The sequence below is a fragment of the Microbacterium sp. NPDC064942 genome, assembly GCF_049545525.1.
In the GTDB taxonomy this organism is placed as follows: Bacteria; Actinomycetota; Actinomycetes; order Actinomycetales; family Microbacteriaceae; genus Microbacterium; species Microbacterium gawkjiense.
The window spans coordinates 116,298-130,187 of sequence record NZ_JBMWDR010000001.1; the positions used below are offsets into that span (position 1 = coordinate 116,298).

Annotated in this window: 13 protein-coding genes and 1 riboswitch; of the genes, 5 read left to right on the forward strand and 8 right to left on the reverse strand. The window is 70.4% G+C overall.

Annotated elements, in window-relative coordinates; all coding sequences use genetic code 11:
- The first annotated feature begins 32 nt into the window (after positions 1–32).
- From ACPEH2_RS00535 to ACPEH2_RS00545, 3 genes are read left to right on the forward strand one after another with little or no spacing between them, the layout of a single operon-like run.
- Positions 33–974, forward strand: coding sequence for an ABC transporter ATP-binding protein (locus ACPEH2_RS00535; protein WP_359918162.1), 942 nt, complete (start codon positions 33–35; stop codon positions 972–974).
- Positions 971–1,852: an ABC transporter permease gene (locus ACPEH2_RS00540; protein ID WP_359918161.1), complete on the forward strand. Its 882-nt coding sequence runs from the start codon at positions 971–973 to the stop codon at positions 1,850–1,852. Before ACPEH2_RS00535 ends, ACPEH2_RS00540 begins: the two co-directional genes overlap by 4 nt.
- Entirely contained in the window at positions 1,849–2,670 is an 822-nt protein-coding gene (locus ACPEH2_RS00545) for an ABC transporter permease (RefSeq protein ID WP_359918159.1), read from the forward strand. Before ACPEH2_RS00540 ends, ACPEH2_RS00545 begins: the two co-directional genes overlap by 4 nt.
- 3 nt (positions 2,671–2,673) lie before the next feature.
- On the opposite strand, the gene ACPEH2_RS00550 is transcribed toward ACPEH2_RS00545, so the two are convergent.
- From ACPEH2_RS00550 to ACPEH2_RS00585, 8 genes are all read right to left on the reverse strand, one after another.
- Entirely contained in the window at positions 2,674–3,666 is a 993-nt protein-coding gene (locus tag ACPEH2_RS00550) for an NADP-dependent oxidoreductase (RefSeq protein ID WP_359918158.1), read from the reverse strand.
- 127 nt (positions 3,667–3,793) lie between these two features.
- Positions 3,794–5,242 (reverse strand): MFS transporter, encoded by a 1,449-nt coding sequence (locus tag ACPEH2_RS00555; protein ID WP_359918156.1) that lies wholly within the window; start codon positions 5,240–5,242, stop codon positions 3,794–3,796.
- Between the two features lie 170 nt (positions 5,243–5,412).
- A complete protein-coding gene (locus ACPEH2_RS00560) occupies positions 5,413–5,760 on the reverse strand; it encodes a Fe-S protein (protein WP_359918154.1) in 348 nt (115 codons plus the stop codon).
- 62 nt (positions 5,761–5,822) lie between these two features.
- A complete protein-coding gene (ribH, locus tag ACPEH2_RS00565; RefSeq protein ID WP_253034793.1) occupies positions 5,823–6,296 on the reverse strand; it encodes a 6,7-dimethyl-8-ribityllumazine synthase in 474 nt (157 codons plus the stop codon).
- Positions 6,293–7,573, reverse strand: coding sequence for a GTP cyclohydrolase II (ribA, locus tag ACPEH2_RS00570; RefSeq protein ID WP_217531041.1), 1,281 nt, complete (start codon positions 7,571–7,573; stop codon positions 6,293–6,295). The genes ribH and ribA overlap by 4 nt, the downstream gene beginning before the upstream one ends.
- The gene (locus ACPEH2_RS00575) at positions 7,570–8,217 is read right to left on the reverse strand and encodes a riboflavin synthase (protein WP_359918153.1); all 648 of its coding nucleotides are present in this window, start codon (positions 8,215–8,217) and stop codon (positions 7,570–7,572) included. Before ACPEH2_RS00575 ends, ribA begins: the two co-directional genes overlap by 4 nt.
- Positions 8,217–9,236 (reverse strand): bifunctional diaminohydroxyphosphoribosylaminopyrimidine deaminase/5-amino-6-(5-phosphoribosylamino)uracil reductase RibD, encoded by a 1,020-nt coding sequence (gene ribD, locus ACPEH2_RS00580; protein ID WP_359918152.1) that lies wholly within the window; start codon positions 9,234–9,236, stop codon positions 8,217–8,219. The genes ACPEH2_RS00575 and ribD overlap by 1 nt, the downstream gene beginning before the upstream one ends.
- 69 nt (positions 9,237–9,305) lie before the next feature.
- Positions 9,306–9,445: riboswitch (FMN riboswitch) on the reverse strand.
- A 69-nt stretch (positions 9,446–9,514) separates the two neighbouring features.
- A complete protein-coding gene (locus ACPEH2_RS00585) occupies positions 9,515–10,474 on the reverse strand; it encodes a sugar-binding transcriptional regulator (RefSeq protein ID WP_253034795.1) in 960 nt (319 codons plus the stop codon).
- 130 nt (positions 10,475–10,604) lie between these two features.
- Here ACPEH2_RS00585 and ACPEH2_RS00590 point away from each other — a divergent pair, with 130 nt between their 5' ends.
- Entirely contained in the window at positions 10,605–12,302 is a 1,698-nt protein-coding gene (locus ACPEH2_RS00590) for a glycerol-3-phosphate dehydrogenase/oxidase (RefSeq protein WP_253034796.1), read from the forward strand.
- A 54-nt stretch (positions 12,303–12,356) separates the two neighbouring features.
- Positions 12,357–13,889 carry a glycerol kinase GlpK gene (gene glpK, locus ACPEH2_RS00595; RefSeq protein WP_359918151.1) on the forward strand — a complete coding sequence of 511 codons (1,533 nt, stop codon included), beginning with the start codon at positions 12,357–12,359 and terminating at the stop codon, positions 13,887–13,889.
- Position 13,890 lies beyond the last annotated feature (1 nt).

The window sequence follows — 13,890 nt, forward strand, 5'->3', positions numbered from 1 at the left end:
GGGATGTCCGATGCCGTCGGTAGGGTGGTGCGGTGCCAGAAGCCGTGATCCGCGCCGAGAGCCTCGTGAAGGCCTACAAGACCAAGGGTAAGCCCGACTTCGTCGCCGTCGACGGCCTGTCGTTCGAGGTCGCGCTGGGCGAGTCGTTCGGTCTCCTCGGCCCGAACGGCGCGGGAAAGTCGACGACGATGAAGATGATCGGCGCCGTCTCTACCCGCACGAGCGGCGATCTCTCGATCCTCGGGCTCGACCCCGACCGCTACGGTCCCGAGATCCGTTCCCGGCTCGGGGTGGTTCCGCAGCAGGACAACCTCGATGGTGAGCTGAACGCCCGCGAGAACCTGTACATCTACGGCCGGTACTTCGGGCTGCCCGGCAAGGTGTGCGGAGAGAAGGCCGACGAGCTGCTCGCCTTCGCGCAGCTCGAGGACAAGGCCAAGAGTAAGGTCGACCAGCTCTCCGGTGGCATGAAGCGTCGCCTCACGATCGCCCGCGGACTCATCAACGACCCCCGCATCCTGCTCCTCGACGAGCCGACGACCGGCCTCGACCCGCAGGCGCGGCACGTCCTGTGGGACCGCCTGTTCCGCCTCAAGGAGCGCGGGACGACCCTCGTCCTCACGACGCACTACATGGACGAGGCCGAGCAGCTCTGCGACCGGCTCGTCGTCGTCGACAAGGGGCGCATCATGGCCGAGGGGAGCCCGGCCTCCCTCATCCGCGAGCACTCCAGCCGCGAAGTCCTCGAGGTGCGCTTCGGGTCCGACCGCAACGAGCAGGTCGCGGCGCAGCTGCAGGGGGTCGGCGATCGCATCGAGGTGCTGCCCGACCGCATCCTCGTGTACGCGCACGACGGCGAGGCCGCGCTCGAGCGCGTCACGGCCGCGGGCCTGCAGCCCCTCACGAGTCTCGTGCGCCGCTCGAGTCTCGAGGACGTCTTCCTCCGTCTCACCGGACGGTCGCTGATCGAATGAGTGAGACGACCCCGTCGGTGCAGCCGACGCTCGACGAGTTGCGCGCCGAGGCCCTGGAGTGGGGCCGCAAGCCGCGCCGGCACGGCAGCTGGTACGTGACCGAGCACATGGTCCGCGCGATGCGCGCGTACGGCTGGACGATCGTCGTCGGCGCCCTCGGACAGCCGGTGCTGTATCTCCTGGGCCTCGCGGCGGGTCTCGCCGCCCTCATCCAGGCGCCCATCGACGACCGCGGCGTGCAGGTGGACTACCTCGTGTTCGTCGCCCCTGCTCTCCTCGTCACGGCGGCGATCTCGGTCGCCTCCGAGGAGATGACCTACCCCGTCATGGCCGGGTTCAAGTGGCGGCGCTACTTCTTCGGGTTCAACGCGTCCGCCCTGTCGAGCCCGCAGATCGCGAACGGCGTCGTCATCGGCGCCGCCGCCCGCATGACTTTCGCGGTCGCGGCGTACTACCTCTTCATCTGGCTCCTGGGTGCCCTCGGCATCGGATGGACGACCGTGCCGCATCCCGAGACCGGCTGGCTCGCGATCCCGGCGGGTCTGCTCGCGGGCCTCGCCTTCGGCATCCCGCTCATGGCGTACGCGGGGTCGATCGAAGACGACAAGGGGCAGTTCGCGCTCGTCCAACGGTTCGTCTTCATGCCGATGTTCCTGTTCTCGGGCACCTTCTACCCGCTCGAGACCCTGCCGGTCTGGCTGCAGTGGATCGGCTGGGTCTCGCCGCTCTGGCACGGCGCCGAGCTCGGCCGACTGGCGACGTACGGTGCCGCCGTGCCGCCGGTGCTGATCGCCGTCCACCTCGCGTACCTCGTCGTGCTCGCGGGCGTCGGCTACCTGTGGGGCCGCAAGGTCTTCGTCGAGAGGCTCGCGAAGTGAGCGCCGCGACCATCGAGGCCACCGCGCGTCGCGGGGGAGTGCGGGCGCTGTGGGCGGGCAACCCCGGCGCGGTCGTGCAGCGCGGCTTCCTCGCCGCCCGGTCGTCGAGTTGGGCCGTCGTCCTCTCCGGGTTCTTCGAGCCGGTCTTCTACCTCGCGTCGATGGGGCTGGGGCTCGGGGCGCTCATCGGCGACGTCGAGACATCGCAGGGCATCCCGGTGAGCTACGCCGCGTTCATCGCTCCCGCCCTCCTCGCCGTCTCGGCGATGAACGGCGCGATCTACGACTCCACCTGGAACGTCTTCTTCAAGCTCAACTACGGCAAGCTCTACGAGGGAATGCTGGCGACCTCGCTCGGTCCGCTCGACGTGGCGCTCGGCGAGATCCTTTACGCGCTCCTGCGCGGTCTGCTCTACGCGACCGGGTTCATGATCGTCATGCAGATCCTCGGGCTGAACCTGGCGTGGACGGCGATCCTCGCGATCCCGGCGGTGCTGCTCATCGCGTTCGGCTTCGCCAGTCTCGGCATGGCCGTCACGAGCTACATGAAGACGTTCCAGCACATGGACTGGATCAACTTCGTCCTGCTGCCCATGTTCTTGTTCTCGGCGACCTTCTACCCGATCACCGTGTACCCCGAGTGGGTGCAGTCGATCGTCATGGCGCTGCCGCTCTGGCACGGCGTCGAACTGATCCGCGGGCTGACCACCGGCATCCTGTCGGCGGGCATGCTGTGGCACGTCCTGTACTACGTCGTGATGATCGCGGTCGGACTCGTCTTCACGACGAAGCGCCTGCGCGCGCTGTTCCTCGACTGAGGGTCAGCGTCCCGATTCCATGACCTCGCGCGCCTTGCGGATGCGGCGGGGGTTGACCGGATGCGTCGCGAGCACGACCTTGCCGCGCGAGTGCAGCTTCTGCAGGTCGTCGTATGCTTCGGCGACGTCGGCGAGCGGGTAGAAGCCCGACACGAGGACGTTGACCGCCCGCTTCTCGGCGAGCTCGACGACCTTGCGCAGCTGGTCGGTGCCGTGGGCGACGGCCGCGGGGTCGTCCGACAGCAGGGCGACCTCGCGATCGCGACGGTCGGCGCTCGAGCGGAACTTGCTCGCGGGGACGCCGAGGGCTTCGGCGATCTCGTGTCCGTCCTGCCCGAAGTTGTCGATGTACGCGCTGACCCCGTCGGGGGCGAGGGCGCGGATCCGGTCGACGATCCCCTCGCCGTAGCGCACCGGCTTCACACCGAGCTGACGCAGGTAGTCGAAGTTGCGGTCGCCGCACGTCCCGATCACGCGAGCACCGCGGTGCATGGCGATCTGCGCCTCGACGCTGCCGACACCGCCCGCCGCGGCTGAGACGACCACCGTGTCGCCGGCGCCGACCTTGAGTTCGTCGAGGATGTCGAGGGCCGTCGTGCCGGCGAGGTAGAGACCGCCCGCGGTCTCGAACGTGACGTTCTTGGGCTTGCGCACGAGCCGGTCGGTCGACACCGTGAGGTGGCTGGCCTGCGCTCCCGAGCGGACGTGACCGACGACGTCGCTGCCGACGGGGAAGCCCGCCGTGTCGGGGCCGACGGCGATCACGGTGCCGGCGAAGCAGCTGCCGGATCGGCGGGGGAACGGGTCGTCCCATTCTTGCTCGGCGCCCGAGCGGACGAAGCCGTCGATGTGGTTGAGGCCCATCGTCATGACCTCGACGGTCACCTCGCCCGCGCCGGGCTCCGGAAGCGGGCGGGTGACGAGGTGGAGCACCTCGGGTCCGCCGGTCTCGTCGTACTCGACGACCGATGCCTGTGTGACCTTCTTGATGGCCATCGTCCACTCCTCACGTGCCTGTGGGGCCGACGATAGTCCTGCGCCCGGACGGAGGGGAGCTCTTGACAGACGGATGCCGCGACCCTCCCGGTGGGGTGGGGCGCGGCATCCGCTCGTCAGGGTCGTGTCAGCGTGCGCCGAGGTCGACGTGTCCGATGTTGGTCTCGTACTCGACGTCCTTCGTCTCCTTCGACAGCCACAGGGCGATGAAGGTGAGGACGGCTGAGCCCGACAGGTAGACGCCGACGAGCCACGGCGATCCGCCGGCGGCGGCCCAGAGGGCGGTCGCGACGATCGGGGCGAGCGCGGCGCCGAGGATCGACGACACGTTGTACGAGATCGCCGACCCGGTGTAGCGGACGTTCGTCGGGAACAGCTCGGGGAGCAGGGCGCCCATCGGACCGAACGTCGCACCCATGAGCATGAACCCGAAGATCAGGAAGGCCTGCACGAGGGCGCCGCTGAACTTGGGGTCGAGCTGGGGCAGGAGGAAGACGTTGAAGAGCAGACCGAAGACGGCGATCGCCCCCGTGATCCACAGCAGCAGGCGGCGACGGCCGATCGTGTCGGCGACGGGGCCCGAGAGCAGCGTGAAGACGCCGAAGAAGACGACACCGACGATCTGCATGATGACGAAGTCGGTGTACCCGAACCCGAGGCCCGGCACATAAGTGGCCGCGTCGAACGCCGCGCCCGCAGCCTCTGCCGCGGCGGCGGCTCCCTCGGTCGTAGCCTTCGTGCCGTAGGCGAGGGTGAAGCTCGTCATCAGATAGAAGAGCACGTACGTGGCGAGCATGATGAACGTGCCGAGGATCAGCTGCTTCCAGTGGCGACGGACGACCTCGCCGAGGGGGAACTTGCGGATCGCGCCCGTCTTCTCGGCCTTGGCGAACGTCTCGGACTCGACGAGCTTGAGACGCACGTACAGGCCGACGATCACCATGACCGCCGAGAACAGGAACGGCACGCGCCAGCCCCAGGCGAGGAACTCCTCGCTGCGCTGCGCGGGGCCGTCGGGGTGCGGCAGCAGGAAGTAGATCACCAGGAACACCGTGTTGGCGATGATGAAGCCGATCGGCGCGCCGAGCTGCGGGAACGTGCCGTACCAGGCGCGCTTGCCCTTCGGGGCGTTCTCGGTCGCGACGAGTGCGGCACCCGACCACTCGCCGCCGAGGGCGAAGCCCTGCGCGAGGCGGAGGACGAGCAGCAGGATCGGGGCGAGCACGCCGACCTGGTCGAACGTCGGCAGGAGGCCGATGAGGAAGGTGGCGACACCCATCGTGAGCAGCGACCCGACGAGGGTCGCCTTGCGTCCGAACTTGTCGCCGAAGTGGCCGAAGACGACGGCGCCGACGGGGCGGGCGACCATGGCGGCGCCGAAGATGCTGAACGAGAGCAGCAGGTTCGTGGTGTCGTTGCCGGCGGGGAAGAACAGGATGGGGAAGACGAGGACGGCGGCGGTCGCGTAGACGTAGAAGTCGTAGAACTCGATCGTGGTGCCGATGAGGCTCGCCGTGATGACGCGGGAGCGGGGATTGGCGGGTGCGGTGGATGCCGCGGGTGCTGCGGATGACATGCGGGGGACCTTCGGAACGAAGCGGTGGGTCCTCATGGGACGCGTCGGCGGCGGACGTCCTCGCAGGGGTGATGCGAGGGCGTCACAGCTCTGGGATCACCGAGGCGCCGACGGAGTCGCCGGCGCCAAACCTCAAGCCTACTCCCGCATGTCCCCGCGAGCGGGGGTCGTCACCAGATGACCGCGAGCCCGGCGTTGAGGAGGGTGAGGATGCCGATGGGCCAGAAGATCCCGGCGGGCACCGACCCCGACTTCCGCAGGCGTCCTGCGCCGGCACCGAGGAGGCCGCCGATGAGGACGAGGACGACGAGCTTGATGCCGATCTTGGCGTAGTTCATGTCGTGGTCGAGACCCCACGGCGCCGAGAGCGCGAGGCCCGCGACGAGTGCGATGCCGAGGCCCCAGTGCATGATGCGCGTCACTCGGCGCTGTCCGACGAGTTCGACCACCCACGCCCCGAAGAGCGTCGCGAAACCGACGAGGTGGACGAGGACGACGATGCTGCGCAGGATCTCCATGCCCTCAGGCTACCTGAAGGTCGAAACCCCCGCAGCATCGAGAAGGCGTGACGCGTCGCGCGTCAGCCGCGGAGGTCCCGCAGGACGAGCGCGGTGCGGATGGCGGCATCCGCTGCTTCTGCGCCCTTGTCCTCCTTCGAGCCTGCGAGGCCTGCGCGGTCGAGGCCCTGCTGCTCATCGTCCAGCGTCAGCACGCCGAAGCCGACGGGCTTGCCGGTGTCGAGAGCGACGCGGGTGAGTCCGTCCGTCGCGGCCGACGAGACGAAGTCGAAGTGCGGGGTCCCGCCGCGGATGATGACGCCCAGCGCGACGGCCGCGTCGGCGCCGGCGTCGAGCGCGGCCTTGGCGGCGACGGGCAGCTCGAACGAGCCCGGTACGCGCACGAGGCGCCACGTGGCGCCCGAGGCGTCGAGGATGCGCTTCGCGCCCGCGATCAGGCCGTCGGTGATCGTGTCGTGCCACTGCCCGGCGATCACGACGACGGACAGGCCGCTCGCGTCGACCGCTTCGGCCCGGGGTGCTCCGTGTCCGCTCATGCGGTGTGCTCCTCACTGTGCGCGAGGGCCTCGCGCAGTTCGTCGGCGTCGATGATGTGGCCCATGCGGTCGGCCTTCGTCGCCAGGTACTGATGGTTGTTCGCGCCGACCCCGACCAGCAGGGGCACCTGGTCGACGATGGTGAGACCGAGGGCACGCAGCTGCGCGACCTTGTCGGTGTTGTTGGTCAGCAGACGGATCTGCTTCACGCCGAGGTCGGACAGGATGCCGGCGGCCGCCGCGTAGTCGCGGGCGTCGGCCGGCAGGCCGAGCGCGAGGTTCGCATCGACGGTGTCGAGGCCCCGCTCCTGCAGGCTGTACGCGCGCAGCTTGTTGATGAGGCCGATGCCGCGGCCCTCGTGGCCGCGCATGTAGATGACGACGCCGCCGTCCTGCTCGATCGCGTCGAGCGCCGCCTCGAGCTGCGGTCCGCACTCGCACTTGAGCGAGCCGAACGCCTCACCCGTGAGGCACTCGGAGTGCACGCGCACGAGCGGTGCCTCCTCGGTGAGGTCGCCCGAGACGACGGCGATGTGGTCGGTGCCGGTGATCCGGTCCTTGTAGGCGAGGAAGCGGAACTGGCCGTGCGAGGTGGGGACCGTCGCCTCGGCGCGCAGGCTCACGCGGCGCTTGGCGGTGTGGTCGGTGTGGGCGGCGGTGCCGTCGCCGTCGGCTGCGCTGACGTGCGCGATGAGCTGCTCGATCGTGATGACGGGGATGCCTTCGCGCTCGCCCATCTCGAGGAGTCCCGGCATCCGCATCATGCTGCCGTCGTCGGCGACGACCTCGCCGATCACGGCGACCGGCTGCAGGCCCGCGAGCTGCATGAGCTCGACGGCGGCCTCGGTGTGGCCGGCGCGCTCGCGCACGCCGCCGTCGACGGCGCGCAAGGGGAGCACGTGCCCCGGGCGGATGAGCGAGGACGGCACCGAGTCCGGGTCGGCGAGCACGTTGGCCGTGCGGGCGCGGTCCGAGGCGCTGATGCCGGTCGTGACGCCCTCCGCGGCGTCGACGCTCACCGTGTACGCCGTGCTCCGGGCATCCTGGTTCTGCTCGACCATGGGAGGCAGGTCGAGGCGGTCGGCCCAGTCGGCCGGCATCGGGGCGCACAGGAACCCGCTGGACCAGCGGATGGTCCACGCGAGCCACTCCGGCGAGGCGAGCTCGGCGGACAGGATGATGTCGCCCTCGTTCTCGCGGCTCTCGTCGTCGGCGACCAGGATCGGTCGGCCTTCCTTGAGGGCTGCCAGGGCGTCGGGGATGGACGAAAGGCTCATCGGGAGCCTCCTTCTTCTGCGGACGGGATGCCGTCGGGTGAGGCGAATCGGAGCAGGCGCTGCACGTGCCGCGCCAGGATGTCGGTTTCGAGGTTGACGCGGTCGCCGGGGGCGAGCGTGCCGAGGGTGGTCACCTCGAGCGTCTCGGGGATGAGGGAGATCTCGAACCAGTGCGACGCGGCGTCGGGCTCGGACACGTCCGAGACGGTGAGCGAGACGCCCTGGACCGTGATGGACCCCTTGTCGACGACGAGCGGGGCGAGGTCGGCCGGCAGTGAGACGCGGATGACGCGCCACTGCTCACCGGGGCGGACCTCGAGGACCTCGCCCGTGCCGTCGACGTGTCCTTGCACGATGTGCCCGCCGAGGCGCGTGTGCGCGGCGAGGGCACGCTCGACGTTCACTCGGGAGTCGACCCCGAGGGTGCCGAGCGTCGACATGTCGAGCGTCTGCTTCATGACGTCGGCCGTGAACCCCTCGGAGGTCTGGTCGGTGACCGTCAGGCAGACGCCGCTGATCGAGATCGAGTCGCCGCGCTGCGCGTCCGAGACGGCGAGGGGCGCGCGCACGGTGAGTCGCACGCCCTCGCCGGAGGGCTCGATCGCCGTGATGACGCCCTGTTCTTCGATGATGCCGGTGAACATCAGGCCTCCTGGGGGGTGAGGGTGACGAGGATGTCGTCGCCGAGTCGGTCGACGCCTGTGATGTCGAGGCGTCGCTGCTGGGAGATGGTCGCGACGCCGATGTCGCCGACCGCGAGGCGGTCGCCGCCGATCAGCGTCGGTGCGACGTAGACGAGGAGCTCGTCGACGATCCCCTGGCGCAGGAAGGATGCCGCCAGTGTCGGGCCGCCCTCGATGAACACACGCTGGGCGCCGAGCTCGCGGAGGCGGTCCAGCAGGTCCCGCAGGTCCTCGCCCTCGTCCTGCATGAACGGCCGCGGGTGCGTGCGCAGTCGCGCCTGCTGCGGCACGGCGCGGACGCCGACCACGACGGGTCGGGGCTGGTCCTCGTAGAGTCCGCCGTCCTCGCGCCGTGCCGTCAGTGCGGGATCGTCCGCGAGGACGGTTCCCGTCCCCACCACGATCGCGTCCGCCAGCGAGCGTCGGCGGTGCACGTCGGCGCGGGCCTCGGGTCCCGTGATCCACTGGCTGGTGCCGTCGGATGCCGCGGCCCGCCCGTCGAGCGACTGCGCCCACTTCAGGGTCACGTGGGGCCTTCCGAGGCGCTGCACGGTCAGCCACGACGCGATGAGCGTCTCGCCCTCGTCGCGCAGCACGCCGCCCTCGACCTCGACGCCGGCGTCCCGGAGCCGCGCGGCGCCCCCGGAGGACACCTCGCCCGGGTCGTCGACGGCGTACACGACCCGGGCGACGCCGGCCTCGATGAGCGCGACCGCGCAGGGGCCGGTGCGCCCGGTGTGGTTGCACGGCTCGAGGGTCACGACGGCCGTCGCGCCGCGCGCGGCATCCGGTCCGAGCGTCGAGAGGGCGTCGATCTCGGCGTGCGGCGTCCCCGCGCCGTGATGCCAGCCCTCGGCGAGCACCTCGCCCGCGGGGGAGAGGATGACCGCGCCGACCTGCGGGTTGACCCCCCGCGGTCCACGCTGAGCGAGCGCGAAAGCGTGGCGGAGCGCGGCGCGCTCCGCGTCGGTGGCACTCATCCGGATCCTCACGATGGGGTGCTCCGGGGCGCGGGCGCGTCAGGCGGTCCTGCAGGGTCGCTGCGGGCGCCCGTGCTGCCTCCCATCCGGACTAGCGACTCGCGTCGCATCACCGTCGGTTCCGGATTTCCACCGGATCAGCAGGACCTCGGGTCCCGCTCGCGGACTGTCACCGCCGGTTCGGATTCCCACCGACCCCGGAGCACGTTTCTTGCTCTCGAAGTGTAGTCAACCGGGATGACGCGGATTCATTCCCCGTCATCTCTTGACGCGGACGCTCATCCGGTCAAAGCGCGGGCGGTGGCCTCGTCGACGACGAGCTCGGTGACCAGCCGCGCCGCGAGCGCACCCCGGAGGCTGTCGCGTTTGTCGACGCCCGACACGATGCACACCCGGCTCGGCACGCGACGCAGCACCTCGAAGCGGGGCCCGGTCGCCCGGTCGTTCAACTCGATCCCGCGGGTCGACCCGTCGAGGCGGTAGAAGACCGTGGCGACGTCGCCCACCACGCCCTCGCGGTCGAGCGCCGCGAGCTCCTCGGGTTCGAGGTAGCCGCCGGAGTACACGTGGCTGGGGACGCGCGAATCCGCCGCCCCCACGCTGAAGACGACGAGGTCCATCGCCGCCTGCATGGCCAGGATGCGGGTGGTGCTCCGCTCGCGCCACATGGCCTGCTTCGTGCGCGGATCGTCGAAGAACGCGGGCACCGGGAACTGCTGCGCGCTGCCGCCGTAGGCGACGGCGAAGCGGCTCAGGATGTCGCTCGCATACAGCAGGCCCGTGGTGCGGGTGTTCCCGGAGCCGTTCAGCTGCACGAAGGTCGTGCCGTGCACGGCCTTGGGGACGAGGCGGCGGCTGACCGCGGCGGTGGTGGATCCCCACGCGACGCCGACCGTCGCATCCGCTTCGATGAGATCGCCGAGCAGGTGCGCCGCGGCGGTCGCGACCCGCTCCAGTCGCTCCACCTCGCTCGCGTCGTCGGGGACCGGGACGACGTGAGCGGTGATGCCGTAACGATCGGCGAGCTCCTGCTCCAGCAGCTGCGGAGCGGCGAAGGGGGAGCGGATGCGGATGTCGACGATGCCCGTCGCGCGGGCGCGCGACAGCAGACGCGAGACGGTCGACCGCGAGGTGCCGAGCTCCCGGGCGATGGCCTCCATCGTGCGGTCCTGGACGTAGTAGAGGTGCGCCGCGGTGAGCGCGCGTCGGATGTCGTCGGGGTCCAGGGTCTCGTCCACGGATGACAGTGTGCACGTATGTGCAACCGGACTGCAATCCCGTCCACCGCTGTCATCATGGTCCCATCGGCTTCTTCGGAAGCGGTCTGAGGCAAGCGGGGCGAGAGCCCGGCAGAAGTGGGAGTGTGACGTGGATACCGAGACCCGACAGGCGACGACGGCGCTGCGCGAGCGGCCGCAGGCGGACGTGCTCATCATCGGCGGCGGCATCAACGGCGTCGCGACCTTCCGCGACCTGGCGCTGCAGGGCGTCGACGTGGCTCTCGTCGAGCGCAGCGACTTCCTCTCCGGTGCGTCGGCGGCCTCGAGCCACATGATCCACGGCGGCATCCGTTACCTCGAGAACGGCGAGCTCCGCCTGGTCCACGAAGCGGTCACCGAGCGCAACGACCTCCTGACGACGGCGGCCCACTACGTGCGTCCGCTGCGGACCACCGTGCCGATCTTCTCGACGTTCTCGGGTCTGCTCTCCGCGCCGCTGCGCATGGTGCTCCACCGCAAGACCGCCTCCACCGAGCGCGGCGCCCTCCTGATCAAGGTCGGCCTCATCATCTACGACTCGTTCTCGCGCGGCGGCGGCCGCGTCCCGCGGCACACCTTCCGCGGTCGGCGCCGCTCGCTGCGGGAGCTCCCCGACCTGAACGCCGACGTGAAGTACACGGCGACCTACTGGGATGCCTCCCTCCGCGAGCCCGAGCGCCTCGGCCTCGACCTCGTCCGTGACGGCGTCGCGCTCGGCGGCAGCCGCGCCCGCGCCGCCAACTACACCTCCGCGGTCGGAGTGGACGGCGGCAAGGTCGTCCTCCGCGACGAGGTCACCGGCGAGGAGTTCCCGTTCGCGGCATCCGTCGTCCTCAACGCGGCCGGCCCGTGGACCGACCTCGCCAACGAGGCCCTCGGCGACGCGACCCGGTACATGGGCGGCACCAAGGGCTCGCACATCGTGCTCGACCACCCCGAACTGATGCAGGCGACCGGTGGTCGGGAGATCTTCTTCGAGCACTCCGACGGTCGCATCGTGCTCATCTACCCGCTCAACGGTCGGGTCCTCGTCGGCACGACCGACCTCGAGCACGACATGTCCGAGCCCGCCGTCTGCACGGAGGAGGAGGTCGACTACTTCCTCGACCTCATCGGCCACGTCTTCCCGTCGATCCCCGTCGACCGGTCCCAGATCGTGTTCCGTTACTCGGGCGTCCGCCCGCTCCCCGGTCACGGCGACATGGCCGCAGGTTTCGTCTCGCGCGACTACCGCATCGAGGAGGCGACGCTGCCGGGTTCCGACGGCGTGCCGGTGCTCAGCCTCGTCGGCGGCAAGTGGACGACCTTCCGCGCCGTCGCCGCACGCCTGGCCGACGAACTGATGTCCCGGATCGGACGCACGCGGGTCCGCTCGACGAAGGGGCTCCCCATCGGCGGCGCCGTCGGCTTCCCCCGCACCGACGCCGAGCGCGACGCCTGGGTGCACCACCACCTGTCGGACTTCGGTGCCGAGCGCGGCACCCGTCTGCTGCACCGCTACGGCACGCATGCCCTCGCCGTGGCAGCCTCGCTCCGGCAGGACGCCCAGGACGCACCCCTCAGCTCGCTGCCCCGCTTCAGCTCGGGCGAGTTCCGCCACATCGCGCGCACCGAATCGATCGTGCACCTCGAGGACATCCTGCTGCGCCGCACCAACATCGCGTTCCGCGGCGAGGCGACCCCCGAGGTCGTCGAAGAGGTGGCCGACGCCGTCGCGGATGTGATGGGCTGGGATGCCGCGACGCGCCGCACCGAGATCGATCGGGCGCTCGCCGCGGTGCACGCCGCCGATCCCGTCGCCGTCTGACGCCGGCATCCCCGTCGCCGCACCGGCGATGAGCACTCGAAGAGGAGACGAGACGTGACCGATCACGTGATCGCCATCGACCAGGGAACGACCTCGACACGAGCGATCGTGTTCGACGGGGAGGGCACCCTCGTCGCGACCGCGCAACGAGAGCACGAGCAGATCTTCCCCCGCGCCGGCAGGGTCGAGCACGACCCGGTCGAGATCTGGACGAACACCGAATGGGTGCTCGCCAACGCGCTCGGGCAGGTGGGCCTGTCCGCCGCCGACGTCGCCGCGATCGGCGTCACCAATCAGCGCGAGACGGCGATCGTCTGGGACCGTCGCACCGGCCGACCGATCCACAACGCCCTCGTCTGGCAGGACACCCGCACGCAGCCCGCGATCGACCGCCTCATCGAGGCGCGCGGGGTCGACGCCTTCGCCGAGGTGACCGGGCTCCCGCTCGCGTCGTACTTCTCGGCGTCGAAGATCGCGTGGATCCTCGACCACGTCGACGGGGCGCGCGAGGCGGCACGCCGCGGCGACCTGCTCTTCGGGACGCCCGACACCTGGGTCGTCTGGAACCTCACGGGCGGCAGCGACGGCGGCATCCACATCACCGACGTCACCAATGCGAGCCGCACCCTGCTCATGGACCTGGCCACCCTCGACTGGTCGGACGAGATGCTGCAGGTGTGGGACATCCCCCGCGAGATGCTGCCCGAGATCCGCTCGTCGTCCGAGGTCTACGGCGAGGTCGTGCAGCCGCGCGTCGCGCGCGGCATCCGCATCGCCGGCATCCTCGGCGACCAGCAGGCGGCGACCTTCGGTCAGGCCGCCTTCGACGCCGGGCAGTCCAAGAACACCTACGGCACCGGCAACTTCCTGCTCGTGGGCACCGGCACCGAGCTGGTGCGCTCGGATGCCGGCCTCATCACCACGGTCGCCTACCGCCTCGGGGACGAGCCGCCGCACTACGCGCTCGAGGGCTCGATCGCCGTCACCGGCTCGCTCGTGCAGTGGCTGCGCGACAACCTCGGGATCATCTCCGAGTCCACCGAGGTCGAGCGGCTCGCCCGCACCGTCGAGGACAACGGCGGCGCCTACTTCGTGCCCGCCTTCTCGGGCCTGTTCGCGCCGTACTGGCGCCCCGACGCCCGTGGCGCGCTCGTCGGCCTCACCCGCTACGTCACGAAGGCCCACATCGCGCGGGCCGCTCTCGAGGCCACCGCGTTCCAGACGCGCGACGTCATCGCGGCCGTCGTCTCCGACACCGGCCGCGAGCTCGAGGAGCTGCGCGTCGACGGCGGGATGACGCGCAACGACCTGCTCATGCAGTTCCAGGCCGACGTCCTGGGCATCCCCGTCGTCCGCCCGAAGGTCGTCGAGACCACGGCCCTCGGCGCCGCGTACGCCGCGGGACTGGCCGTCGGCGTCTGGTCGGGGAAGGACGCCCTGCGCGGCTACTGGCAGGAGGACCGCCGGTTCGAGCCGCAGATGGATCCCGACGAGCGGGACCGCCGCTGCCGCCTGTGGGCCAAGGCCGTCGAGAAGTCCATGGGATGGGTCGACGACGACGCGCGCGTGCTCGCCGGGACCGTCTGAG